Genomic DNA, 24,389 nt, shown 5'->3' on the forward strand with positions numbered 1-24,389 from the left:
TTTTCAAGGAACAAAGATATTACGTTGAAAGATTGCTCTTTCAAAACTGAACACGAGTGAGTAAACGATGTGTGCTTGCGCACTTGACTGGGTCGTTTCAGACCCGAGTCTCCATAGAAAGGAGGTGATCCAGCCGCACCTTCCGATACGGCTACCTTGTTACGACTTCACCCCAATCATCTACCCCACCTTCGGCGGCTGGCTCCCTTGCGGGTTACCCCACCGACTTCGGGTGTTGTAAACTCTCGTGGTGTGACGGGCGGTGTGTACAAGACCCGGGAACGTATTCACCGCGGCATGCTGATCCGCGATTACTAGCAATTCCGACTTCATGCAGGCGAGTTGCAGCCTGCAATCCGAACTGAGATCGGCTTATAAGGATTGGCTCCACCTCGCGGCTTCGCTTCCCGTTGTACCGACCATTGTAGTACGTGTGTAGCCCAGGTCATAAGGGGCATGATGATTTGACGTCATCCCCACCTTCCTCCGGTTTGTCACCGGCAGTCATCTTAGAGTGCCCACCCGAAGTGCTGGCAACTAAGATCAAGGGTTGCGCTCGTTGCGGGACTTAACCCAACATCTCACGACACGAGCTGACGACAACCATGCACCACCTGTCTTGGGTGCTCCGAAGAGGGGCACTATCTCTAGTGCTTACACCCAGATGTCAAGACCTGGTAAGGTTCTTCGCGTTGCTTCGAATTAAACCACATACTCCACTGCTTGTGCGGGTCCCCGTCAATTCCTTTGAGTTTCACTCTTGCGAGCGTACTCCCCAGGCGGCATACTTACTGTGTTAACTTCGGCACCGAGGAATCGAATCCCCAACACCTAGTATGCATCGTTTACGGCGTGGACTACCAGGGTATCTAATCCTGTTTGCTCCCCACGCTTTCGCGCCTCAGCGTCAGTTATAGGCCAGAAAGTCGCCTTCGCCACTGGTGTTCCTCCACATCTCTACGCATTTCACCGCTACACGTGGAATTCCACTTTCCTCTCCTACACTCAAGTCAACCAGTTTTGGATGCGAACCGGGGTTGAGCCCCGGGCTTAAACACCCAACTTAATTAACCGCCTGCGCGCGCTTTACGCCCAATAATTCCGGACAACGCTTGCCCCCTACGTATTACCGCGGCTGCTGGCACGTAGTTAGCCGGGGCTTTCTTCTCCTATACCGTCACACAAAGTGCAGTTACTCACCTTGCTGTTCGTCTAGGGCAACAGAGCTTTACGATCCGAAAACCTTCATCACTCACGCGGCGTTGCTCCGTCAGACTTGCGTCCATTGCGGAAGATTCCCTACTGCTGCCTCCCGTAGGAGTCTGGGCCGTGTCTCAGTCCCAGTGTGGCCGTTCACCCTCTCAGGTCGGCTACGCATCGTCGCCTTGGTGAGCCGTTACCTCACCAACTAGCTAATGCGCCGCAGGCCCATCTATAAGCCACAGATTGCTCCGTGTTTCATAATTCTCTCATGCGAGAAAACCAGTTATCCGGTCTTAGCTATCGTTTCCGATAGTTATCCCAGTCTTATAGGCAGGTTGCCTACGTGTTACTCACCCGTCCGCCGCTAAGCACCGAAGTGCTCCGCTCGACTTGCATGTATTAGGCACGCCGCCAGCGTTCGTCCTGAGCCAGGATCAAACTCTCCATAATAGAAAAGCTGATTGTACTCATTGACTTGCTAGCGAGATTTTACAATCTCATTTATAGTCGATTACTCGACTGTGCTTACTCACTCGTTGTTCAGTTTTCAAAGATCAATGACTTCCTTATTCATCCATCGCCTTCAAAAGCGACCTGATTAATATACCACATCAGCCTATTCGATTGCAAGAACTTTTTTTCAGTTACTTTCGTTCTTTCATTCGACCGCCGAAGCGACAAGGAGTAATATAACAAATCTAGAAACAGAATGCAAGCATTTTTCTATATTCTTTTTAAAATAAAGAAAAACCCCTGAATAAGGGGCCTCTCGTCTCTATACTTGTCCGATAACTTCTTGAATAAATAAGCTTCTCTCTATTGTTAAATTGACGATCGTTCCATTGACATTCACCCAAGGTCTTGTCGGCTGCGAGCGATCCGAGAATATAATCTCTCCGACACGATTATCACTGAGTCTAACTAAAGTTCCATTGCTAATTTGTGTAGACTTGTTTATAAACACTTGAACCAGGGTCGGATCAACTTTTCCGAATGATTCCGTAAAGAGTTGCTCTAACACGAGGTAAGGGGACATAGCCGTTTTGTGATGACGTTCGTTTGTCATCGCATTATAAATATCAGCAATTGCGACGATTTTAGCGTAAATATGAAGTTTATCGCCTTTCACTCCTAAAGGATAACCGGACCCATCCTCGCGCTCGTGATGCTGAACGGCTGTTAATTTAACACCCTCATTGATCCCCGAAATATTTTTTAGGATCTGATAGCCTATCAACGTATGCTGTTTGATCTCTTCCATCTCAGATTCCATCAAACGGCCCTTTTTCTCCAGGATGGTTGCATCTACTTTGGAAATGCCGATATCATGCAGAAGGCCGGCTAGTGCAATTTGCATTAAATCTTTCTGGGGAAGACCATGCCATCTAGCCAAACAATACGAGGTCAAACTGACCATAATGCTTTTGTGAAATATGTAATCTTGCAAATTGCGATTTTTGGGAGTAAAAGTGAGTACTTTGTAGGTATCGATATGCTGAATAAGTGCTTCAAGTCCGTTACGAATATCTAGGATGGGTAGAGGCTGTCCGCCATTAGCGAGCAAAAAAACGCGTTTAAGTAGCTTTAACATGTTCTGATACTCTATATAAAAAGGAGGAATTGTAGCAACTTCTTTCACTTTCGCATCCTCAATGGCCCCCTCGGGCTCAATGCCGTTCTTTGATTCAATATAAACAGAAGCAATGAAAAAAGCTTTAAGAATCTCAAGATCTCTCTCATTCAGGATTTTACCTTTATTGAAAAGGACATTTCCTAATTTCGTTGTTACATTGTCTCCTAGTTTTTCGCCATACTTTAATTGAGAAACGGCTACTGTCGGCACGATCGCTCACTCACCTTACTTTATCTTATACATGCTATTGTAAAATAAAAAGGATGGGTTTGTAAGCCCATCCCTGCAAATTATTATTCTGTATCCGTCGATTCCGTATCGGTTTCTTCCCAATCGCCGTCTTCTTCGCTCTCATTTTGGTCTTCGTTCTTCTGTACTCTCGCCAAGGTTCCTACTTCATCATCCTCACGAATGTTGATTAGACGCACACCTTGTGTGTTACGACCCATAACCGAAATACCATCCATACTTGTTCGAATGACCGTACCGGAAGCAGTAATAATCATGAGATCTTCGTCTTCTTGAACGACTTTAAGACCCACAACAGGACCATTCTTATCCGTGATGTTTAAGGTTTTGATCCCTTTACCACCACGTGTTTGGATACGATACTCAGAAACAGGTGTTCTTTTTCCGAAGCCCTTAGTCGTTACAATCAATACGCTGTTATCTTCATGGACTACGTCCATATCGATTACAGCATCTTCCTCATCAAGCTGGATACCTTTGACCCCAGTAGCCGATCTTCCCATTGAACGCACATCTTGCTCTGGGAAATGAATCGACATACCGAACTTGGTCCCCATGATGATACCTTGATTGCCGTCGGTTAATTTAACGCCGATGAGGTCGTCGTCTTCACGCAAATTAATCGCGATTAGACCGCCTTTACGGATATTGGAGTAATCGTCAATTGGCGTCTTTTTCACAACACCTTGCTTCGTTGCAAAGAATAAGTATTGATCTGTTTCGAAGCTCTCAACTGGGATTACAGCATTGATCGTCTCACCTTGCTCGATCTGGATCAAGTTAATGATCGGAGTCCCGCGCGCAGTTCGGCTCAAATCTGGAATCTCATAAGCTTTCAACCGATACACTTTACCTTTATTCGTAAAGAACATCAGGTAATGATGTGTATTGGTTACGAACAAATGTTCCACAAAGTCGTCGTCTTTGGTTCCCATTCCGACAATCCCGCGTCCACCACGCTTCTGGTTCTTATACGTAGTGACCGGTAGCCGTTTAATGTAACCTGTGTGCGTAATCGTAATAACGACATCTTCACGTGGAATGAGGTCTTCATCTTCGATGCTTTCCTCACCAATTGTAATCTCGGAACGGCGTTCGTCACCGAATTTCTCTTTGATCTCATTGAGCTCTTCGCTAATGATTGCTAGAATCAGCTGCTCGTCAGCAAGAATCGCTTTAAGTTCAGCGATTTTCTTCATGAGCTCTTCGTATTCAGCTTCAATTTTTTCACGCTCTAATCCAGTTAAACGCTGTAGGCGCATGTCCAGAATAGCTTGAGCTTGATCATAGCTCAAATTAAACGTGTTCATGAGGCCATCTCTAGCTTCCTCAGTAGTTCTGGAAGCACGAATCAACGCGATAACTTGATCCAGATGGTCCAATGCGATTCGCAAGCCTTCCAAGATATGAGCGCGCGCTTCAGCTTTGCGCAGGTCATACTCGGTTCTGCGACGAATGACTTCTTGTTGGTGTTTGAGATAGTACTGAAGCATCTCACGAAGATTCAGTACTCTTGGTTGACCATTAACAAGCGCCAACATGATGATACCGAAGTTGGACTGCATAGCCGTCTGTTTAAACAAGTTATTCAACACGACATTCGGATTCACATCCCGGCGAAGCTCAATCACAACACGCATTCCGTTGCGATCAGATTCATCGCGAAGATCCGTGATACCGTCAATCTTTTTCTCGCGAACGAGTTCGGCAATCTTCTCAACTAATCTAGCTTTATTTACTTGATAAGGCAGCTCATTAACAATGATTCTAGCCTTATTGTTATTTTCTTCAATGACGGTTCTAGCCCGCATCGTAACAGAGCCTCTACCTGTCGTATAGGCTTGTCTGATGCCCTCACGGCCCAGAATAAATCCAGCTGTTGGGAAATCCGGCCCTTTGATCGCTGTCATCAGCTCCAAAGGTGTTATTTCAGGATTCTGGATCAGCATTTGAATACCCTCAATAACTTCCCGTAGGTTATGCGGAGGAATATTCGTGGCCATACCTACCGCGATACCTGAGCTTCCGTTCACAAGCAAGTTAGGAAAACGGGATGGGAGAACAACAGGTTCTTGTTCCTCACCATCATAGTTAGGCGCATAATCGATCGTCTCTTTGTTGATATCACGTAGAAGTTCCATCGCAATTTTGGACAGACGAGCTTCCGTATAACGCATAGCTGCGGCCATATCGCCGTCGATCGATCCAAAGTTACCATGACCGTCAACGAGCATGTAACGAAGAGAGAAGTCCTGCGCCATCCGAACCATGGTTTCATAAACAGCGGAATCCCCGTGTGGATGGTATTTACCGATAACTTCGCCGACGATTCTCGCTGATTTCTTATATGGTTTATCTGGAGACATGCCCAGTTCTGACATCGCATAAAGAATACGACGATGAACCGGCTTCAGACCATCCCTTACATCTGGCAGTGCACGACTGACAATGATACTCATCGCATAGTCTAAGAAGGATGTACGCATTTCGGTAGAAATGTCAATTTCTTTGACTTGCGAACGTAATTCTTCGCTCATGAATGTTCCTCCTGAAAGCTTACATCGTTAACAACGTCTAAGACGTTTAGACATCTAGATTTTTCACGTAAATTGCGTGTTCCTCGATGAAATCTCTTCTAGGCTCAACGTTATCTCCCATCAAAGAATCAAAGAGCGTATCCGCTTCAATCGCATCTTCGATCGTCACTTGCAGCAAAGTTCGGCTTTCTGGGTCCATCGTGGTTTCCCATAGTTGCTCAGGATTCATCTCACCAAGTCCTTTGTAACGCTGTACATTGACTTTGGCACCCTCACCAAACTCTTGCATGATCGCTTCTCTTTGCTTTTCGTTATAAGCATAACGTACGGTTTTATTCCTCTCCAATTTGAAAAGAGGAGGCTGTGCGATATATACATATCCGGACTCAATTAACTTTTTCATGTATCTGTAGAAGAACGTAAGAAGGAGTGTACGAATATGTGCTCCATCAACGTCGGCGTCTGTCATAATAATGATTTTGTGATAACGAGCTTTATTGATATCGAAATCATCGCTGATTCCCGTACCGAAAGCTGTAATCATCGCCCGAATCTCCGTATTTGATAAAATACGATCCAATCTGGCTTTCTCAACATTCAAAATTTTTCCGCGAAGTGGAAGAATCGCTTGGAAGTGACGATCACGTCCTTGCTTAGCTGAACCGCCCGCAGAGTCACCTTCTACGATGTAAATCTCGCTGATAGAAGCATCCTTGGAGGAGCAGTCTGCGAGTTTACCTGGCAAGGCGCTTACTTCCAGAGCACTTTTACGGCGAGTCAGTTCTCTCGCTTTACGTGCTGCTTCCCTTGCTCTTGCCGCTTGAATCCCTTTTTCCAGGATACGCTTGGCGACAGCTGGGTTTTCTTCCATGAACGTTTGCAATTTCTCAGCAAATAAAGACTCGACAATACCGCGGACTTCGCTGTTTCCTAGTTTCGTTTTCGTTTGCCCTTCGAATTGAGGCTCCGGAATTTTCACGGAAATAATCGCAGCAAGCCCTTCACGGACATCGTCACCGGAAAGGTTTGAATCGCTTTCTTTCAGGGAGTTCGTTTTACGAGCATAATCGTTCAGAATCCGTGTAAGCGCACTTTTGAAACCTGATTCGTGCGTACCGCCTTCATGTGTGTTGATGTTGTTGGCGAAGGAATAAATATTTTCGGTGTAGCTGTCATTGTACTGAAGGGCAATCTCGATAGAGATATTATCTTTGGAGCCCTCTACATAGATCGGCAGCTCATTGACAACTTCGCGATTTCTATTCAAATGCTGAACGAAGGAAATAATCCCGCCCTCATACATATGCGTTGTAGCCGTATCTGTACGTTCGTCGATTAAATTGATCTCGATTCCTTTGTTCAGGAAAGCGAGCTCGCGAATCCTGGATTGAAGGATGTCAAAATCATATTCCGTTGTCTCTTTGAAAATCTCCGGATCTGGCTGGAACGTGACCGTCGTGCCCGTTTCTTCCGTCTCCCCAACCACTTTCACATCATATTGCGGTGTTCCGCGGCGGTATTCTTGTTGATGAATTTGGCCTTTATTCTTTACTTTTACAGTTAAGTGCTCAGACAACGCATTAACTACGGAAATACCTACACCGTGCAGCCCCCCGGATACTTTGTAACCGGAATCCTCGCCACCGAATTTACCGCCCGCATGCAGGACGGTGAGTACGACTTCAAGCGTTGGACGTTTGAGCTTCGCATTTTCCCCGACCGGAATCCCACGTCCGTTATCAATGACGGTAATACTATTATTTTTATGAACAATTACATCGATTTTCGTACAGAAGCCAGCAAGCGCCTCGTCAATACTGTTATCGACAACTTCCCAAACGAGATGGTGAAGTCCACGGGCACTGGTTGAACCAATATACATACCCGGTCTTTTGCGAACGGCTTCTAACCCTTCCAAAACCTGAATCTGACTATCATCGTACGCATTTTGATTCACAGACATGTTAATCTCCACCTGCTTTTTTTATAGTGAGATAAACCTCTTATACTCTCTTATGTGAACAACAAAAGGTTAGTTCGTTAACAAAAGATGCGCTCTTTTCTTGAGCGTGGTAGAGGAGATCGGGGAATAATACACTTTACTCTTCGTAACAACGAGAGATTTGCATTCTTCCTCACCGATTTTTTCTGTTTTTTTATCCTTAACAGCTTGTTGAATGAATTGTTTCGATATTTTTGAGGATTTTTCTATCGAGATATCGAATATAGCAATCAGTTCGGAAGCTCGAATAATTTTTTCTCCACCCAAATGAATAAACATGCTCCTCAGCTCCTGCCACTTACATTTCCTTTCAAAACATGAAACACGGAAGCATGGTTCAGTTGGTCCAAATGGACACTCTCTAGACCCGTCGTGGTGATAAACGTTTGCACTTTTTCTTGGAACGTGCGGATCAACTGCGTCTGCCTATATTCATCAAGCTCTGAAAGCACATCATCAAGCAATAAAAGAGGATATTCGCCAACTTCCTCATGGATGAGTTCAATCTCCGCCAGCTTAAGGGAGAGTGCAGTTGTGCGCTGCTGCCCCTGGGAGCCGTAGGTTTGCACTTCTTTGTCGTTGATGTAAAAAAGAAGATCGTCGCGATGAGGGCCCACTAGTGTAACGCCTCTTCGGAATTCCTGATCTCTGACCAAAGATAACTTTATCATAAATTGGTTTAATAAAACAGATTCATCTTCAAACGAGCCCATGTCAAACGAAGGGGAATAGCGGATGAGTAGCTCTTCACTGTCATTCGTTATTCCTCGATGGATCGTTTCAGCCCATTGTTGCAGCTTCTTTATAAAGTTTTGACGCTTTTTCATAATTTTAACACCATACAGTGCTAATTGTTCATTCCAGATGTCCAACATCGCGTCTGGTGAGCCTTTTCCAGCGAAATTTTGTTTTAAATAATTGTTACGCTGAAGCAAAATTTTTTGATATTGCGATAAATCATAGAGATAAGAGGGCTGAACCTGGCCAATCTCCATATCGAGAAATCTTCGTCTGATACCAGGCGTGCCTTTGACAATTTCTAAATCTTCGGGCGCAAACATAACAACATTAAGCGCACCGATAAAGTTGCTGAGCTTTTTCTGCTCGAGCCCATTAATTTTTGCCTTCTTGCCTTTGGTTGAAATGGAGAGATCCAATTGACAACTGCCATATCGCTTTTGAATCTGTGCATGCAGCTGCGTTTGATCACCGTTCCAGCCGATCAGTTCTTTGTCTTGATGAGTACGATGTGATTTGGTCATTGCCAATACATAGATGGATTCCAATAAATTCGTTTTGCCCTGTGCGTTAGGTCCTACGAAGATATTGACATTGCTATCCGTGGTCAACTCGATCTGATCGTAATTTCGGTAAGACTTAAGCGCGAGTCTGTTCAAAAACATGATTACTCATCCTCCTGGCTTGGCCCAATCAGGAGCTAACGACTTCGAATTGTCCGAAACCCTCCACGGTAACGATATCTTTCGGAACGAGTTTCCGTCCTCTGCGATTTTCTGCTTGTCCGTTCACTTCGATTTTTGTATCCACAACAAAAAATTTGGCTTGTCCACCTGTGGATATACAGTCCGATAATTTGAGAAACTGCCCGAGCGTAATATAGTCCGTGTTAATAGCGATTTGCTTCATACTGGAGCACTCCTTAATTCGTTGTTCGATATGGCAAGATCAGCTGTAGAATGTTTGTCGAATCTTGCGGTTTCATGATGATAGGCTGCATAGCTCCAGTAAATCCAATATGAATAAACTCTGAGTCGAGAACTTTGAGCGCATCAAGCATATATTTGGAGTTAAAAGAGATTTTGAGTAAATCACCGACAATATGCTGCAGGTTAATTTGTTCCGTTACCTTGCCGAGCTCGGAGGAGCTGGACGAAATTTCGATAGTTTGGTCTTCCAGCATCATCATTTTAACAATATTCGTCTTATCTTCTTTGGAAAGGAGGTAAGCGCGATCGATGGCTTCAGCCAATTCTTTCGTCGGAACGACCATTTCCGTTTGGAAAGACTGAGGAATAAGCTTCGATGTATCCGGATACGTACCATCCAAAATGCGTGAGTAAAATAAAATCGAATGAATTTTGAATAAAACCTGATTGTCCGAAATAACTATATCTATAAGTGAGTTTTGATCAGGCAAGATTTTGCTTAATTCATTCAGAGTTCGGCCTGAAATAACAATATTAGGCAAATTGTGCGCATTATCGTTATCAACGGTAACTTCTCGGCTGGCAAGTCGGTGACGGTCACAAGCAATAAATTTCAGTTTATCACCAGTGATATTCCAAAGTACACCCGTAAGAATTGGCGTAGACTCATTCGTTGATACCGCGTAAGACGTTTGTTTAATCATTGTTTTAAGCAAATCACTTGGAAGACGCAGCATTTTGCTTTCTTCGATTTCCGGAAGCAGCGGATATTCGTCCGGATCAAGTCCCATAATTTGAATTTCAGAAGAACCTGAACGAATGATGGTTTGAAAATTATTACCTACTTCAATTTCAATGAGTTGAGCAGGGAGCTTACGGATAATTTCAACGAAAAATTTAGCTGGAAGCACAACACTCCCCGCTTGATATAATTGAATGATTTTGTTCGTACCATTTTCGCTTGGCGTAAAGCTTTGGATGGAAATATCGGTATCGCTTGCCGTAAGGGTTACACCGCTTAAGGTTGCATCTATTTTGATCCCTGTAAGGATAGGAATTGTTGTACGTGACGAAATGGCTTTGGAAACGTGACCAATGGATTCTATTAAATGCTCTTTAAGGATCGTTAATTTCATGACTTCACTCCTGCAGTTCTTTTTTGGGGTGCGTTAGCATATCTTTATATAATAACATTCTTTATTAGTAATAGCAGTAGGGGCTCTGGATATGTGGATATGTGGATGAACCATATATAAAGCAAGCCTATCCACATGTGAATAGATTGTGTATAGGCTCACCCGAAATCAAATGTTATTAAGAGGGGTTTTTGATACGCTCTGTGAGATTATGAACGATCTTATAGAGCTCCTGGTCCGCTTGCAACATTTGCGATATTTTTTCATGGGCATGGATAACCGTGGTATGGTCGCGGCCACCAAAATTATCTCCAATTTTTGGCAAAGAGAAGTCCGTCAGCTCTCGGGCCAGGTACATAGCGACCTGTCTAGGGAAAGCTACGGCTTTCGTTCGTTTGCGCGCTTTAAAATCCTCGAGCTTTAATCCATAGAATTCACCAACACGCTGCTGAATATCCTGTATGGTTATAACCTTTGGCCGATTGGACGGAATAATATCCTTCAAAGCTTCGGCAGTCAAATGTACGCTAATATCCTGATTAATTAGAGAGGAGTAGGCAACTACCCTTATTAGAGCACCTTCAAGTTCACGGATGTTCGTATCGATTTGATTCGCGATATAGATCATTGCTTCATTCGGAATTTCAAGATTTTCAGCTTTCGCTTTTTTCCGCAAAATCGCGATGCGCGTTTCTAAATCAGGCGGCTGAATGTCGGTAATTAAGCCCCACTCAAACCTAGAGCGCAAGCGGTCCTCCAGAGTTGGAATCTCTTTGGGAGGGCGGTCACTGGAGATAATAATTTGCTTACCTTCTTCATGAAGCGCGTTAAATGTATGGAAAAATTCCTCCTGCGTACCTTCTTTACCGGCGAGGAATTGAATATCGTCAATTAATAGCACATCGATTGTTCTATATTTATTACGGAATCCTTCACCGCGGTTATCACGAACAGCATTAATGAATTCATTCGTAAATTTCTCTGATGAAATATATAAAACACGGGCCCCAGGGTTATGTTCCAGCACATAATGACCGATTGCATGCATCAAATGGGTTTTGCCTAAACCAACGCCTCCGTATAAAAAGAGCGGATTATAGGCTTTTGCTGGCGCTTCGGCCACAGCTAATGAAGCTGCATGCGCGAATCGGTTGCCTGATCCGATGACGAAAGTATCGAACGTGTATCTCGAGTTCATCATATTCGTGAAATTTTCTTCACCTGCTACAATGGCGGGACCTTTGGGCGGTATGACAGCCGGTTGAGTCGCAGCAGACTGCGCTTTCTGTTCTTCGGTCTCAATGATGAATTTCACGGAAACGTGTTTGCCGGTGAAATCATAAATGGTACCTTCAATCAGCTTGGTGTAACGGCTTTCCAGCCACTCCTGGGCAAAATTGTTGGGCGCACAAATAACGACAGTCGAGTCATTAAAAACTGTCGCTTTGGTTGATTTTAGCCAAGTATCGAAGCTAGGTTTGCTGAGCTTAGTTTGTATAATCGATAAGATTTGCTGCCATAAGTCCGTAGAATGGCCTTCCACAGTAATTCACTCCTTTAAAATCAAACATGTGGCGTAAAGGCCAGGTTTCATAAAATGCAATCTGTGTATAAATCATTATGGTTGAAGCTCTAACTGGAGCGATCCGAAAAACGCATAGATTGAACGCAATCAGAGTATATTCTGCGCGATTTATTGCGAAAAGAACCAACATGTCTGATGGGGTCAAAAAAGGACGGCTTTTGTCGTTTTATCCACATTATTAAGAATCGGTTAAAATGACTTGTTCTTGTAGAGGGAATTTTGTTCACAATGTTATCCACAGACTGTTGATAAATCGGAGAAGTGGTCGTGTATATCCACAACAGAAACATTATCATCTTAACAAAAGATAGCCTGTTAATCAACGGATTGTTTGGGATTATCCACAATTACAACAAGTTGTGCATAGAAATTGTTCACAACACAAGATATTGTTAATATTCTGTTGATTTTCGACAAGCTTCTCTTTTCGGTGGATAAAATTTATACACAGGTTATTCTTTTTCGATTTATTATGATCAATTTGGCATTTCATTCTGCACGCTCGGGTAGGTTGACTTTCTTGAGTGATATATGATTTAATGAGTAGTAGAAATTTTGTAGGATGGATATCCTCAGGTAGGGAGGTGCTATAGATGGGTCCGACGTTTAACCCGAATACGAGAAAGCGTAAGAAGAATCATGGTTTCCGTAAAAGAATGAGCACGAAGAACGGTCGTAAAGTTCTACAAGCTCGTCGTCTTAAAGGAAGAAAAGTTCTTAGCGCGTAAAAAGAGGCTCCGGAAGGGGCTTTTTTTTTTGCATTTGGATGGACAGTTTATATGCCGTCATTTCGGTCAAAAATAGATAAGATGCCTAAGTGGTGATTTCGCTTATCTGAAGTTAACGGTCTGGAGCGTACATGTCTGTGGAAAAAGAATATAGATTAGCTAAACGAGAAGACTTCAATAAGATTTACCGATATGGCAAATCAATGGCCAACCATCAATTCGTTCTTTACTATTTACCTCAGCCTAAAATGGAAAATTTCCGACTTGGCATCTCGGTGAGTAAAAAAGTGGGGAATGCGGTTGTTCGGAACCGCTTGAGACGAATGGTGAAAGAGATCATCCGTTTGAAAAAGGAGAATTTGACGCCGCATTATGATTACATTTTGCTGGCTCGGAAACCCGCTGTAGACATGGAATATGCCGAGATGGAGAAAAGCATTTGGCATGTAATCCGAAAAGCTTCTTTATTAAAAAGAAATGACACAATAAAAAAGTGAAGCATTATTTCTTTTCACGCTTAAATTGTGTTATAGTTTATGTTGGAAAAGATATTTAGGAGGATCTCATTTTGACTCGTCGACTTTATTTGCTTGCAGCTCTTTCTGCGTTGATCTTATTGTTGTCAGGATGTAGTCCTAGTAGCGCTGCTATGGCACCGATTGATCCTAATACGGCAGGTTTTTTTGTCAAATATTTTGTGTACCCGCTTTCGCAGACACTCGACTGGTTCGCCGTCAAGTTATGGGGTCAATATGGTTTATCCATTTTGGTCGTAACCCTAATTATTCGTCTCATTATTTTGCCTCTGACGCTGAAGCAGTATAAGAGCTCCAAACGGATGCAAGAGTTGCAGCCTGAGATGAAGAAGCTTAAAGAAAAGTATAAAGATGATGCGAAGAAGCAGCAGGAAGAAACAATGAAGTTATTTCAGTCAAATGGTGTGAATCCGTTAGCCGGATGTTTCCCAATCATTGTTCAAATGCCAATTCTGATTGCGCTTTATCAAGCTATCATGCGTAATGACCATATTCGAGAGCATACTTTTTTATGGATGAATTTAGGACAGCCCGATCACTATTACATTCTTCCGATCATTGCCGCGGCAACCACATTCGTTCAACAAATGTTTATGTCTTCTCAAATGAATCAACAAATGAAAAGCTTACTATACATTTTCCCGGTTATGATTTTCGTGATGTCCATGAATTTCGCAGCTGCGCTGCCACTTTACTGGATCTACGGTAACATCTTCACCATTATTCAGTCTTACTTTATTTATGGTTCTCCTGGAAAACAAAAAAATCCTGGATCTCAAAATAATAAGGGTGGCCTGTCCAAATGAAAAAAATTGTGGTGACTGGAAAAACTATTGAGTTAGCGGTGAAAGCCGGTCTATCTCAATGGCAGGTTTCGGAGGATCGTGTAAAGATTCATATTTTGGAACAGCCCTCCCGGGGGTTGTTTGGGTTTATTGGTTCCAAAGAAGCTAAGGTTGAGCTTGAATTGATACCAGATCCGCTTGAGGAAGCCATTGCTTTCTTACAAGATATGTTCGAAGCGATGAAAATTTCCATCACCATAGACACGACAAAGGATCGCGAAGGCTACCAGTTGAATATGAGTGGTTCGGAGCTTGGTATTTTGATCGGTAAAAGAGGACAAACCCTCGATGCGCTGCAGTATATAGTCAATATTGTCGCAAATCGTTATGCAAACTCGCATTTCCGGATTATTTTGGATGCGGAAAATTTCCGAGATCGACGTAAAAAGACGTTAGAGGAGCTTGCTTTAAGGTTGGCGAATCGTGTCATAAAGTCGAAAAAAGAAGTTATTTTGGAGCCGATGAATTCGCAAGAACGGAAGATTATTCATGCTGAATTGCAAGGGCATCCTGTTGTCAAAACATATAGCAAAGGCGATGAACCGAACCGTCGGGTCGTGATCGCCGTCAAATAACCTTAGCCGCAATGACATGAGCATAAGTCATTGCTTTTTCTTTAAGATGAGGTAAATTCGAGGTGTTAATACTATGTTAAATGATACGATTGCTGCTATTTCTACGCCGCTCGGTGAGGGTGGGATAGCGGTTATTCGTGTGAGCGGGGATGAAGCAGTTCCACTGGTGGAGCGTGTTTTTCGCTCGAAAACGAAATTATCAGATGCTGAGACGCATACGGTACATTATGGCTTTATTATAGAACCTGCTTCTGCCGAAAAGGTAGAGGAGGTTCTCGTTACTTTAATGAAATCTCCACGTTCTTTTACAATGGAGGATGTTGTCGAAGTTAGTTGCCACGGCGGTATCGTTTCTGTTAAGAAGGTGTTGGATTTATTGCTGCAGCAGGGGATACGTTTGGCGGAACCCGGTGAATTCACGAAACGAGCTTTCCTTAATGGTCGGATTGATTTGACGCAAGCGGAAGCTGTTATCGACTTAATTCGCGCCAAATCGGACAGAGCTTTTAAAGTGGCGTTAAAGCAAGTTGAAGGAAATTTGTCGAAGCAAATCAAACATTTACGATATGTGTTGGTAGAATTAATGGCCCATGTGGAAGTCAATATTGATTATCCAGAGCATGATGTTGAAGAAATGACGAATGCTTTCATAAAGAGTAAATGTGACACGGTAATGCTTGAAATTGACCGTCTTTTGGTGACCGCTGAGCAAGGTAAAATATTGCGTGAGGGTATTGAAACGGCTATCGTGGGCAGACCGAATGTAGGAAAATCGTCGTTGTTAAATGAATTGGCGCAGGAGAATCGGGCGATTGTAACCGATATTCCAGGAACGACTAGAGATGTCATTGAGGAATTTGTTAATGTTGGCGGTATTCCGCTTAAGCTGTTGGATACTGCGGGGATTCGTGAAACAACAGATTTAGTGGAACAAATCGGAGTTGAAAGATCGAAAACTGCTTTGGCGGAAGCAGATCTGATCTTACTGGTTCTGAATAGCAATGAAGAACTTCAGTTAGATGAGCTTGCTTTAATGAAGCAATTAGCGGATAAGCAAACGATTGTTATTTTGAATAAGATTGATTTAAGTCGTAAGCTAGATATCGATCAGGTACTGAGTTATTTTCCACATGAGCGTATTGTCGAGCTATCACTGATTGAGAATAAAGGTATTGATCATTTAGAAAAAGCGATTGCTGCAATTTTCTTTGAGGGCAAACTAGAGTCAAGTGATTTGACGTACGTTAGCAACGTTCGACATATATCTTTGTTGAAGCAAGCAAAACGCTCGCTGCATGATGCGCTTGAAGCGAACGAGCAATACGTACCAATTGATATGATACAAATCGATATTCGAGCGGCTTGGGAGCAGCTTGGAGAGATTATTGGCGATTCTGTTGGTGAGTCGTTGATCGATCAAATTTTTACACAATTCTGCTTAGGTAAATGAAAACCGACAGCATTTTCGTTTTCATAAAAGAGGGAGGGACTTTGAACTATGGGATATCATGCAGGTGAATTTGATGTTATTGTCATCGGCGCTGGACACGCAGGTTGTGAATCTGCTCTGGCATCTGCCCGGATGGGTTGTAATACACTGCTTTTAACAATTAATTTGGATATGGTTGCTTTCATGCCATGTAATCCATCCATTGGTGGTCCTGCAAAGGGCCACGTTGTTCGAGAAATCGATGCGATCGGCGGCGAAATGGGTCGCAACATCGACAAAACTTATATTCAAATGCGCATGCTGAATACTGGCAAAGGTCCAGCTGTACATGCACTTCGTGCACAAGCCGACAAGTTTTCGTATCAGCACAAAATGAAAGAAACAATTGAAGCTACGCCAAACTTAACGTTACGTCAAGGTATGGCTGAAGACCTCATCGTTGAAGATGGGGCGATCAAAGGTGTTATTACGAAAACAGGCGCTGAATATTACGCTAAAGCAATTGTTCTTACGACAGGAACTTACCTCAGAGGGAAAGTTATCATGGGTGAGCTTATGTACGAGAGCGGCCCGAACAATCAACAACCTTCGGTGAAGCTATCGGAATCGCTGCGTAAGTTAGGTTTCGATCTCGTGCGTTTCAAGACAGGAACACCGCCGCGGGTTCATAAAGATTCAATCGACTTTAGTAAAACGGAAATTCAGCCTGGTGATGATGAACCTAAGTTTTTCTCTTTTGAAACAAAGTCAGGTGCTGCTAATGAACAACTGCCTTGTTGGTTAACGTATACGTCCGAAGAAACACATAACATAATTAATTCGAATCTGCACCGTGCTCCAATGTTTTCAGGTGCGATTGAAGGTACTGGGCCGAGATACTGCCCATCCATCGAAGATAAAATTGTTCGTTTTGCCGATAAACCGAAGCATCAAATTTTCCTAGAACCGGAAGGCCGTAATACATCTGAGTATTATGTACAAGGTTTATCAACGAGTATGCCGGAAGATGTGCAGCTTGGCATTTTGCGCTCCATACCAGGTCTTGAGAAAGTAGAAATGATGCGTACCGGTTATGCCATTGAATATGATGCGGTAGTTCCTACTCAATTGAAGCCTTCATTAGAGACTAAGCTAGTTAGCGGTTTGTTTACTGCCGGACAAATTAACGGGACATCTGGGTATGAAGAAGCAGCTGGGCAAGGGGTTATGGCTGGGATTAACGCAGCTCGTAAAGTTCAAGGTAAAGAAGCAGTTGTGTTAGATCGTTCGGAAGGATATATCGGTGTTCTTATTGATGATTTAGTTACAAAAGGGACAAACGAGCCATATCGTCTATTAACGTCTCGTGCGGAGTATCGTTTGCTGCTTCGTCACGATAATGCTGATTTGCGTTTAACACCAATTGGTCATGATATTGGACTGATTTCTGAGGAGCGTTACGCGACGTTTTTGAAGAAAAAAGAATTAGTAGACCAAGAAATTGAACGTTTGAATACGGATAAAATTAGACCGGAACCGCATGTCCAACAGCTTTTGGAAAGCTTGGAAAGTGTAGTTTTGAATAATTCTGTTCCAGCAATCGCGCTGCTTCGTCGCCCTGAAATTGAATACAAACATATTGAACAAATGTCACCTTCACCACTTGAGCTGGACGATGAAATGAAAGAACAAGTTGAGATTCAAGTTAAATATGCGGGTTACATTGAGAAGCAAAGCAATCAAGTCGAGCGTCTGCGTAAAATGGAGAAGAAGAAGATTCCGGATGATATCGAGTATAGCGAAATTCATGGGATTGCAACGGAAGCGAAGCAAAAGCTGGCTAAAATCCGTCCGATCTCGATTGGTCAAGCATCGCGTATTGCAGGTGTGACACCATCGGATATTTCTATCCTTCTTGTATATTTGGAACACTATAACAGAGTCACGGCGGCTAGAGGTTAATATATGGATGCTATTCAACAACAATTTGTTCAATTTTTAGAGAAGCAACAAATAACTCTTTCTACTCTACAACTGGAACAGTTCGAGCAATACTTTAAGACTCTTGTAGAGTGGAATGAGAAAATGAATTTAACAGGTATCACGGAGAGAGAGCAGGTATACTTAAAGCATTTCTACGACTCTCTTTCCGTTTCTTTTAATTTTGATATGAACTCCATATCTACGATTGCAGATATTGGTTCTGGCGCCGGATTTCCAAGCATTCCTTTGAAGATCGCATTTCCTCACCTAAAAGTTACGATCATTGATTCTTTGAATAAACGAATCTTGTTTTTAAAAGAGTTGGTTTCACAATTAGGTTTAACGGATACGGAATGCGTTCATGGTAGAGCAGAGGATATTGCTAGACTTCCTAAATATCGTGATCAATTTGACCTGGTTACTGCTAGAGCTGTTGCTAGACTTCAAGTGTTGAATGAATTTTGTCTTCCTTTTGTGAAGAAGGATGGTACGTTTATTGCCATGAAGGGCTCAGAGATTGAAGAGGAGCTAAGTGAGTCATCTTATAGCTTATCTGAGTTGAAGGGGAAAGTTATTAAAGTTCTTAAGATGCAGTTGCCTGTTGAGGAATCGCTGCGGCATTTCGTGGAAATTCAAAAGCTCGCTGCAACACCGGCTAAGTATCCTAGAAAGGCTGGAATTCCACTGAAAGAGCCACTTATGAAAAGGTGAAATGTTCCACGTGAAACATTATTCATTTAAGTTTCACAATTGCTTAAAGCAGGAAATCTAGCTTCGATGAAGAATATATAATAGTAAGAATCTATTCAATTTGTAGTGAGTTTATGTGATTGCACTTGTCATACTTCGCCGTATTCTTGACAAGCGTTTTCGTTCTGTAGGACGAAGAGGTCGTCTATCTTTGGATCGTAATGGTCGCTTAAACTACGGGAAGAGTTGGTGGTAGGGTTTCCTATGAAAGAACAAATTTCAAAGCTATTTGGACTTGCTGATCGTTCGTCGACGGATGAGGTCAAAAACATACCGGTTAATACTATTATTCCAAGTCCATATCAACCTAGAACCTTATTTGATGATGATCGTATTGATGAATTGTGCCAAACGATTCGAACGCATGGTGTTATTCAGCCAATCGTTGTCAGAGTCAAAAACAATACATTCGAACTCATTGCCGGAGAACGGCGACTAAGAGCAGTTAAGAAGCTAGGTCTTGATACAATCCCTGCAATTGTAAGAGATTTCAATGATTCTCAAGCTGCATCCATTGCTCTTATCGAGAATTTGCAGCGTGAAGGATTGACTGCAATCGAAGAGGCTGCCGCTTACCAGCAGTTGATCGAGATGCATGATTTGACGCAAGAGAGCTTGGCTCAGCGTCTCGGCAAGAGCCAATCAACGATTGCGAATAAGATCCGTCTTTTACATCTAAGCGAACCTGTTAAGATGGCATTGATGGAGCGGAAGATCACGGAGCGTCATGCGAGAGCTTTACTTGCTTTGGATCAAGAGGATCTGCAAGTGAAAATTCTTGAAGAAGTTATTGCTAAAGAGCTGAACGTAAAACAAACAGAGATTAAGATTAACTTTTTAAAGGAAGCAACAAAGATTAAAAAGTCACGTCGCGTATCCTTTTCTAAGGATGTTCGACTAGCTTTAAACACCATTCGCCAATCCGTTGAGATGGTTACAAGCTCGGGCCTGAATATTAACACGTCTGAGAAAGATCATGAGGATCATTACGAAATTATAATTAAGATTCCTAAAAATAATTGAGCATTTATTGCTACCTTAAACGGCGCAAGCCGTTTTTTTGCATCTTATGAGATAAAACTATCAAATATAGATAAGGTAACTGAATGATAGATATGTTAAGATAGATATACTGCTTTAGTATGGCATATGGAACATAAGCGATTGAGGTGAAATGGTTTTGTCTAAAATTATAGCAATAACGAATCAGAAGGGTGGCGTCGGCAAGACGACAACTTCTGTGAATTTGGGTGCTTCCTTAGCTTCACTTGGGAAGAGAGTGCTTCTCGTTGACATCGATCCACAAGGGAATACGACTAGTGGTATCGGGGTTAACAAGGCCGATGTCGTGAATTGCATCTATGATGTGCTTATTAACGATGTCCACCCCAAAGATGCAACAGTGGATACGAATGTTCCAAATCTTAAGATTGTACCTGCGACGATTCAACTAGCAGGAGCTGAGATTGAGCTTGTTCCAACGATTTCAAGAGAAGTACGCTTGAAGAAATCTTTACAACTTGTTAAACATATGTACGATTATATTCTTATTGATTGTCCGCCATCATTAGGTCTTCTTACTATTAATTCTTTAACTGCTGCTGATTCTGTTATCATTCCAATTCAATGTGAATACTACGCGCTTGAAGGATTAAGCCAGCTGTTGAATACAGTTCGTTTGGTCCAAAAGCATCTTAATACAGGGCTTCAAATTGAAGGCGTTTTATTGACGATGTTTGATGCTAGAACAAACCTCGGCATTCAAGTCATTGAGGAAGTTAAGAAATACTTCCAAACAAAAGTATATCAAACGATTATCCCGCGGAACGTTCGCTTGAGCGAGGCTCCCAGTCATGGACAATCGATTATTACTTATGATCCTAGATCAAAAGGCGCGGAAGTGTATTTAGAGCTTGCGAAGGAAGTGATCTCGATATGACCAAAGGCCTAAACAAAGGTTTAGGTAAAGGATTGGATGCTTTAATTACATCACTACATATTGATGAGAGCGATAAAGTCATTCAAATTCCTTTAGCACAATTGAGAGCTAACCCTTATCAACCTAGAAAGCATTTTAACGAAGATAGCATTAAAGAGTTAGCGGATTCAATTAGAGAACATGGTGTCATTCAGCCTATTATTGTTCGTAAGGTTCTTAAAGGGTATGAAATTATTGCCGGTGAGCGTAGATTCCGAGCATCTCAGGTTACGGGAATTGCAACGATTCCAGCAGTCGAGAGAAACTTTACGGATCAACAAGTCATGGAAATTGCCTTGATTGAGAATGTTCAGCGGGAAGATCTTAACGCAATGGAGATTGCTTTTGCTTATCAAGGAATTATCGATCAGTTCTCGTTAACTCAAGAAGAGCTTTCTGCTAAGGTTGGTAAAAGCCGCTCACATATTGCGAACTTCCTGAGACTACTTCAATTACCGGAATCAATTAAACAATATGTTTCACGTGGAACATTATCGATGGGTCATGCAAGAGCTATCGTTGGTGTTAAAGATGACAAAATTAAAAAAGAGCTTGCGGAAAACACCATTAGTAAGCAATGGAGTGTTCGCGAACTTGAAGAAGCCGTGAAAATGCTTGAGGAGTCACCAGGTCAAGAAAAAGAAAAAACGAAGCAAAAAGAAAAGAATAGAGATCCCTATATCAACCAAGCTGAAGATCAATTAAGAGATATTTACCGGACTACGGTGAAAATCAAGAATCAGCAGGATAAAGGTAAAATCGAACTTCTCTACTATTCAAAAGACGACTTGAACCGTTTGCTAGAATTGCTTCAAGGCAAAATCTCTTGAAATTAGATAGCATACCGATGGTTTTCTTTCGAGCAGAAAGATCAAACTAAGGTATGCTATATTTATGAGTAGAATTCTGAATCCGCGAGAGAGGGTGGGTGAACATATGAAAGGTGTTATGTATTTTGATCAAGCTGCTTCCTCCTGGCCAAAGCCACCGGCTGTAATGGATGCGATGATGACGTGTATGCAAGATTATGCGGCTAATCCAGGACGAGGAAGCCACCAGATGGCTGTGAAGGCAAGCCGGGTATTATTTGAAACGAGAAAAAACTTAGCCCGCTTATTTGGGGTCAAAAACCCGAATGATCTGTCCTTTGCATTAAATACGACGCATGCGCTGAATCAAGCGATCAAAGGGTTTGTAAAACCTGGGGATCACGTGATCTGCACGAATATTGAGCATAATTCCGTGCGCAGACCTTTAGAATATTTGAAGGCTACGGCTGGAATTGAACTTACATATATCCGTAATGATGAAGAAGGAAATATCCAGCTAGATGATTTCAAAAAGGCGCTGCAGTCCAATACATCACTTGTAGTTGTTAATCACAGTTCTAACTTATTGGGGACGATTATGCCTGTGGCAGAGATCGGGGAGATATGTCGTACGCATGGCGCTAAGTTGCTTGTAGACGCGGCCCAGAGCGCCGGTATACTGCCTATTCACGTAGGTAATATGAACATTGATATGTTGGCTTTCCCAGGCCACAAAGGGCTTCTAGGGCCTCAGGGGACGGGTGGTTTATATATCCATCCTGACATAGACTTGGAGCCGCTTTTGCATGGGGGAACAGGCAGTCAGTCAGAAGCTATTCATCAACCGAAAGTAAGACCTGATCGTTATGAGGCAGGTACGCAAAACACAGTTGGCATTGCTGGATTAAACGAAGGCGTGAAATTTGTAATAGCGGAAACGATTGAGAAGATCCATGCTAAAGAGTGGCGTCAAACCCAAATGCTAATGGAAGGTTTACTGGGAATTGAAGGGGTCACGATTCTTGGCCCAGCTCTTGGACAAAATAAAACAGGGATTGTTTCCTTTAATGTGAATAACGCGGATTCATCGGAAGTCGCTTTCATATTGGATCAATCTTTTCAAATCGCCGTTAGATCCGGCTATCATTGTACTCCGCTTGCCCATGAATCGGCAGGTACGTTAGCTAGTGGAGCGGTAAGAGCAAGCATAGGTTATTTAACAACGGATGAAGAAGTGGAAGCTCTTATTTATGCAGTGAAAGAGATCCAGTCGCAGTATGCTAAGTAGAAAGAGGGATCAACCATGGGGGAACTGTTCGGATTGAATGGGAACTTTGTAGTTTTAGCCATTTTGGCATTGATTTTAGTTTTATTCCTTATCGTCATTATACTTTCGGTTAAATTATCAACTTTGCGTAAACGATATACGCAAATGATGAATGGTTCAAGTTCAGATAATATGGAGCAGCTTCTCATTGAAATGCAGCAGGCAATTAACGAGCAAAAGGCTGAGTCAGCAATGACGTCAGCCCAGGTTGATACAATTCGCCAATCCCTAACGAAGATGAAATCCAAAGTAGCGATTCATCGATATAACGCCTTCAATGATGGAGGTAGTAACCTGAGCTTCACAATTGCCATATTAGATGATTTCCAAGATGGTGTGGTTTTGACGGGAATACATAGCCGAGAGCAGATGTACTTGTATGCGAAGCCGATTCAAAATGGACAGTCCACTTACACATTAAGTCCAGAAGAGAAAGAGGCTATTAATCAATCTGTAAAGCCGTCTTAGCACTTGGCGCATAGGCTTGAGTGCGACGTAATGCAGAGTGAAGAGCATCGCCAATAACGTTCGCCATGTTCATGACAAGGCTGAGCCGCGTATTTTGAAGAACGAAATATTCCATGAATCCGCCTACGTTGACGATCCCAGTCACATGAATATTGCCAACAGGAGGAAGGTCTTTATTAACGCCAGCACCAGGCTTAAGCGGACCATCAGCAACCTGAATGCAGCCTACGCTGGATACTTGGCCCAAACAAGCATCGACGGCAACGATAAAAGGATTATCGAATTGACGTTGAATTTTATCAACGGTTTCAGATAAGTTCATGGCATGAACAGGTTCATCTAAAGTACCGAACAAGTGAAGGTTACGAAGGTTCGTCGTACGGTTCAAATGAGAGCCAACTAACGGACCTAGTGAATCTCCTGTAGAACGGTCGGTGCCCACACAGATAACAACGATAGGTTGATAGGTTGGTAGCTTACTAAAAATGGATTGCAAATGCTTAGAGAGAAGAAAAGGGGTATCGGCGTCTGTGTGCTGAATTTTGAGTGGGGTCAGTTCCGTGTCTTTCATTCCGTCGAAACCAATTTGGAATTTCATCATATCCCTCCAAAGTACTTCTTCTTTTTTTACTAGTATATGGATAGATAGAGACATTTATACGTAGGAGAGGAGGGATTTTCCTTGAATATTTCCGTTATGTTGTTAGCATTCGATTCTACGCAGCAGGCCCTGCGCGCCGAAATGCTGCTAGAGTATGCGGATATAGAAATTGACATCAGACCCACTCCGAAAGAAATTACAGCTGGCTGTGCCCTTTCTATTGAATTTCCTGGAGAAAATCTAGTACAAGTTCAAGAGATTATTGAATCAGAGAACGTAGAAATCAGAGGCATCTATTTTAAAAAAGAAGATAAATATGTTACCATGGAATGAAAAAGGAGGTCTAAA

Annotated in this window: 22 protein-coding genes and 1 rRNA gene; 13 read left to right on the forward strand and 10 right to left on the reverse strand. The window is 42.6% G+C overall.

All coding sequences use genetic code 11. From position 1 onward, the window contains the following. Positions 1-117 precede the first annotated feature (117 nt). From ACUN27_RS00535 to dnaA, 9 genes are all read right to left on the reverse strand, one after another. Positions 118-1,653, reverse strand: a 16S ribosomal RNA gene (locus ACUN27_RS00535). A gap of 325 nt (positions 1,654-1,978) precedes the next feature. Then, positions 1,979-3,046, reverse strand: coding sequence for an HD-GYP domain-containing protein (locus ACUN27_RS00540; protein WP_315954328.1), 1,068 nt, complete (start codon positions 3,044-3,046; stop codon positions 1,979-1,981). An 83-nt stretch (positions 3,047-3,129) separates the two neighbouring features. Then, positions 3,130-5,622 carry a DNA gyrase subunit A gene (gyrA, locus tag ACUN27_RS00545; protein ID WP_315954329.1) on the reverse strand — a complete coding sequence of 831 codons (2,493 nt, stop codon included), beginning with the start codon at positions 5,620-5,622 and terminating at the stop codon, positions 3,130-3,132. Between the two features lie 46 nt (positions 5,623-5,668). Then, positions 5,669-7,585: a DNA topoisomerase (ATP-hydrolyzing) subunit B gene (gene gyrB, locus ACUN27_RS00550; RefSeq protein WP_315954330.1), complete on the reverse strand. Its 1,917-nt coding sequence runs from the start codon at positions 7,583-7,585 to the stop codon at positions 5,669-5,671. A 69-nt stretch (positions 7,586-7,654) separates the two neighbouring features. Beyond that, positions 7,655-7,903, reverse strand: coding sequence for an extracellular matrix regulator RemB (gene remB, locus ACUN27_RS00555; RefSeq protein WP_127454100.1), 249 nt, complete (start codon positions 7,901-7,903; stop codon positions 7,655-7,657). Positions 7,904-7,908: 5 nt separating this feature from the next. Continuing rightward, entirely contained in the window at positions 7,909-9,027 is a 1,119-nt protein-coding gene (gene recF, locus ACUN27_RS00560; RefSeq protein WP_127454098.1) for a DNA replication/repair protein RecF, read from the reverse strand. Between the two features lie 28 nt (positions 9,028-9,055). Next, complete coding sequence (gene yaaA, locus ACUN27_RS00565; protein WP_127454096.1) at positions 9,056-9,271, reverse strand: S4 domain-containing protein YaaA; 216 nt, start codon at positions 9,269-9,271, stop codon at positions 9,056-9,058. A gap of 13 nt (positions 9,272-9,284) precedes the next feature. Next, the gene (dnaN, locus tag ACUN27_RS00570) at positions 9,285-10,427 is read right to left on the reverse strand and encodes a DNA polymerase III subunit beta (RefSeq protein ID WP_315954331.1); all 1,143 of its coding nucleotides are present in this window, start codon (positions 10,425-10,427) and stop codon (positions 9,285-9,287) included. A 178-nt stretch (positions 10,428-10,605) separates the two neighbouring features. Continuing rightward, complete coding sequence (gene dnaA, locus ACUN27_RS00575) at positions 10,606-11,970, reverse strand: chromosomal replication initiator protein DnaA (protein ID WP_127454092.1); 1,365 nt, start codon at positions 11,968-11,970, stop codon at positions 10,606-10,608. 635 nt (positions 11,971-12,605) lie between these two features. On the opposite strand from dnaA, the gene rpmH reads away from it, so the two are divergent. The 12 genes from rpmH (at position 12,606) to ACUN27_RS00635 (ending at position 23,440) form a co-directional block, all read left to right on the forward strand. Continuing rightward, the gene (gene rpmH, locus ACUN27_RS00580; RefSeq protein WP_028557239.1) at positions 12,606-12,740 is read left to right on the forward strand and encodes a 50S ribosomal protein L34; all 135 of its coding nucleotides are present in this window, start codon (positions 12,606-12,608) and stop codon (positions 12,738-12,740) included. Between the two features lie 137 nt (positions 12,741-12,877). After that, on the forward strand, positions 12,878-13,237 hold the full coding sequence (gene rnpA / locus ACUN27_RS00585; RefSeq protein ID WP_181646286.1) for a ribonuclease P protein component: 360 nt from the start codon (positions 12,878-12,880) through the stop codon (positions 13,235-13,237). A 71-nt stretch (positions 13,238-13,308) separates the two neighbouring features. After that, a complete protein-coding gene (gene yidC / locus ACUN27_RS00590; protein WP_235959431.1) occupies positions 13,309-14,082 on the forward strand; it encodes a membrane protein insertase YidC in 774 nt (257 codons plus the stop codon). After that, positions 14,079-14,696: an RNA-binding cell elongation regulator Jag/EloR gene (gene jag / locus ACUN27_RS00595; RefSeq protein WP_326062276.1), complete on the forward strand. Its 618-nt coding sequence runs from the start codon at positions 14,079-14,081 to the stop codon at positions 14,694-14,696. The genes yidC and jag overlap by 4 nt, the downstream gene beginning before the upstream one ends. A gap of 73 nt (positions 14,697-14,769) precedes the next feature. Continuing rightward, positions 14,770-16,146, forward strand: coding sequence for a tRNA uridine-5-carboxymethylaminomethyl(34) synthesis GTPase MnmE (gene mnmE, locus ACUN27_RS00600; RefSeq protein ID WP_315954334.1), 1,377 nt, complete (start codon positions 14,770-14,772; stop codon positions 16,144-16,146). A 48-nt stretch (positions 16,147-16,194) separates the two neighbouring features. Next, entirely contained in the window at positions 16,195-18,087 is a 1,893-nt protein-coding gene (gene mnmG, locus ACUN27_RS00605) for a tRNA uridine-5-carboxymethylaminomethyl(34) synthesis enzyme MnmG (RefSeq protein WP_315954335.1), read from the forward strand. Positions 18,088-18,090: 3 nt separating this feature from the next. After that, positions 18,091-18,819 (forward strand): 16S rRNA (guanine(527)-N(7))-methyltransferase RsmG, encoded by a 729-nt coding sequence (gene rsmG, locus ACUN27_RS00610; protein WP_315954336.1) that lies wholly within the window; start codon positions 18,091-18,093, stop codon positions 18,817-18,819. Between the two features lie 243 nt (positions 18,820-19,062). Beyond that, positions 19,063-19,881, forward strand: a complete 819-nt coding sequence (noc, locus tag ACUN27_RS00615) for a nucleoid occlusion protein (RefSeq protein ID WP_315954337.1) — start codon at positions 19,063-19,065, stop codon at positions 19,879-19,881. 157 nt (positions 19,882-20,038) lie between these two features. Beyond that, positions 20,039-20,797, forward strand: a complete 759-nt coding sequence (locus tag ACUN27_RS00620; RefSeq protein WP_127454079.1) for a ParA family protein — start codon at positions 20,039-20,041, stop codon at positions 20,795-20,797. Beyond that, positions 20,794-21,666 carry a ParB/RepB/Spo0J family partition protein gene (locus tag ACUN27_RS00625; protein WP_127454077.1) on the forward strand — a complete coding sequence of 291 codons (873 nt, stop codon included), beginning with the start codon at positions 20,794-20,796 and terminating at the stop codon, positions 21,664-21,666. The genes ACUN27_RS00620 and ACUN27_RS00625 overlap by 4 nt, the downstream gene beginning before the upstream one ends. A 106-nt stretch (positions 21,667-21,772) precedes the next feature. After that, on the forward strand, positions 21,773-22,933 hold the full coding sequence (locus ACUN27_RS00630; RefSeq protein ID WP_326062274.1) for an aminotransferase class V-fold PLP-dependent enzyme: 1,161 nt from the start codon (positions 21,773-21,775) through the stop codon (positions 22,931-22,933). Positions 22,934-22,948: 15 nt separating this feature from the next. Further along, entirely contained in the window at positions 22,949-23,440 is a 492-nt protein-coding gene (locus ACUN27_RS00635; RefSeq protein WP_315954339.1) for a DUF4446 family protein, read from the forward strand. On the opposite strand, the gene yyaC is transcribed toward ACUN27_RS00635, so the two are convergent. Further along, complete coding sequence (gene yyaC, locus ACUN27_RS00640; RefSeq protein ID WP_315954340.1) at positions 23,415-24,038, reverse strand: spore protease YyaC; 624 nt, start codon at positions 24,036-24,038, stop codon at positions 23,415-23,417. The two genes, ACUN27_RS00635 and yyaC, sit on opposite strands and share 26 nt — an antisense overlap. Before the next feature lie 99 nt (positions 24,039-24,137). On the opposite strand from yyaC, the gene ACUN27_RS00645 reads away from it, so the two are divergent. Then, positions 24,138-24,374, forward strand: coding sequence for a DUF3343 domain-containing protein (locus tag ACUN27_RS00645; RefSeq protein WP_127454124.1), 237 nt, complete (start codon positions 24,138-24,140; stop codon positions 24,372-24,374). Positions 24,375-24,389: the final 15 nt, after the last annotated feature.

This window comes from Paenibacillus sp. WC2504 (assembly GCF_052682475.1).

Coding starts and splice junctions, on each gene's coding strand:
- gyrA (WP_315954329.1), bottom strand. CDS start 5,622: ATGAGCGAAGAATTACGTTCGCAAGTCAAAGAAATTGACATTTCTACC.
- gyrB (WP_315954330.1), bottom strand. CDS start 7,585: ATGTCTGTGAATCAAAATGCGTACGATGATAGTCAGATTCAGGTTTTG.
- remB (WP_127454100.1), bottom strand. CDS start 7,903: ATGTTTATTCATTTGGGTGGAGAAAAAATTATTCGAGCTTCCGAACTG.
- recF (WP_127454098.1), bottom strand. CDS start 9,027: ATGTTTTTGAACAGACTCGCGCTTAAGTCTTACCGAAATTACGATCAG.
- yaaA (WP_127454096.1), bottom strand. CDS start 9,271: ATGAAGCAAATCGCTATTAACACGGACTATATTACGCTCGGGCAGTTT.
- dnaN (WP_315954331.1), bottom strand. CDS start 10,427: ATGAAATTAACGATCCTTAAAGAGCATTTAATAGAATCCATTGGTCAC.
- rpmH (WP_028557239.1), top strand. CDS start 12,606: ATGGGTCCGACGTTTAACCCGAATACGAGAAAGCGTAAGAAGAATCAT.
- jag (WP_326062276.1), top strand. CDS start 14,079: ATGAAAAAAATTGTGGTGACTGGAAAAACTATTGAGTTAGCGGTGAAA.
- mnmE (WP_315954334.1), top strand. CDS start 14,770: ATGTTAAATGATACGATTGCTGCTATTTCTACGCCGCTCGGTGAGGGT.
- mnmG (WP_315954335.1), top strand. CDS start 16,195: ATGGGATATCATGCAGGTGAATTTGATGTTATTGTCATCGGCGCTGGA.
- rsmG (WP_315954336.1), top strand. CDS start 18,091: ATGGATGCTATTCAACAACAATTTGTTCAATTTTTAGAGAAGCAACAA.
- noc (WP_315954337.1), top strand. CDS start 19,063: ATGAAAGAACAAATTTCAAAGCTATTTGGACTTGCTGATCGTTCGTCG.
- ACUN27_RS00625 (WP_127454077.1), top strand. CDS start 20,794: ATGACCAAAGGCCTAAACAAAGGTTTAGGTAAAGGATTGGATGCTTTA.
- ACUN27_RS00630 (WP_326062274.1), top strand. CDS start 21,773: ATGAAAGGTGTTATGTATTTTGATCAAGCTGCTTCCTCCTGGCCAAAG.
- ACUN27_RS00635 (WP_315954339.1), top strand. CDS start 22,949: ATGGGGGAACTGTTCGGATTGAATGGGAACTTTGTAGTTTTAGCCATT.
- yyaC (WP_315954340.1), bottom strand. CDS start 24,038: ATGAAATTCCAAATTGGTTTCGACGGAATGAAAGACACGGAACTGACC.
- ACUN27_RS00645 (WP_127454124.1), top strand. CDS start 24,138: ATGTTGTTAGCATTCGATTCTACGCAGCAGGCCCTGCGCGCCGAAATG.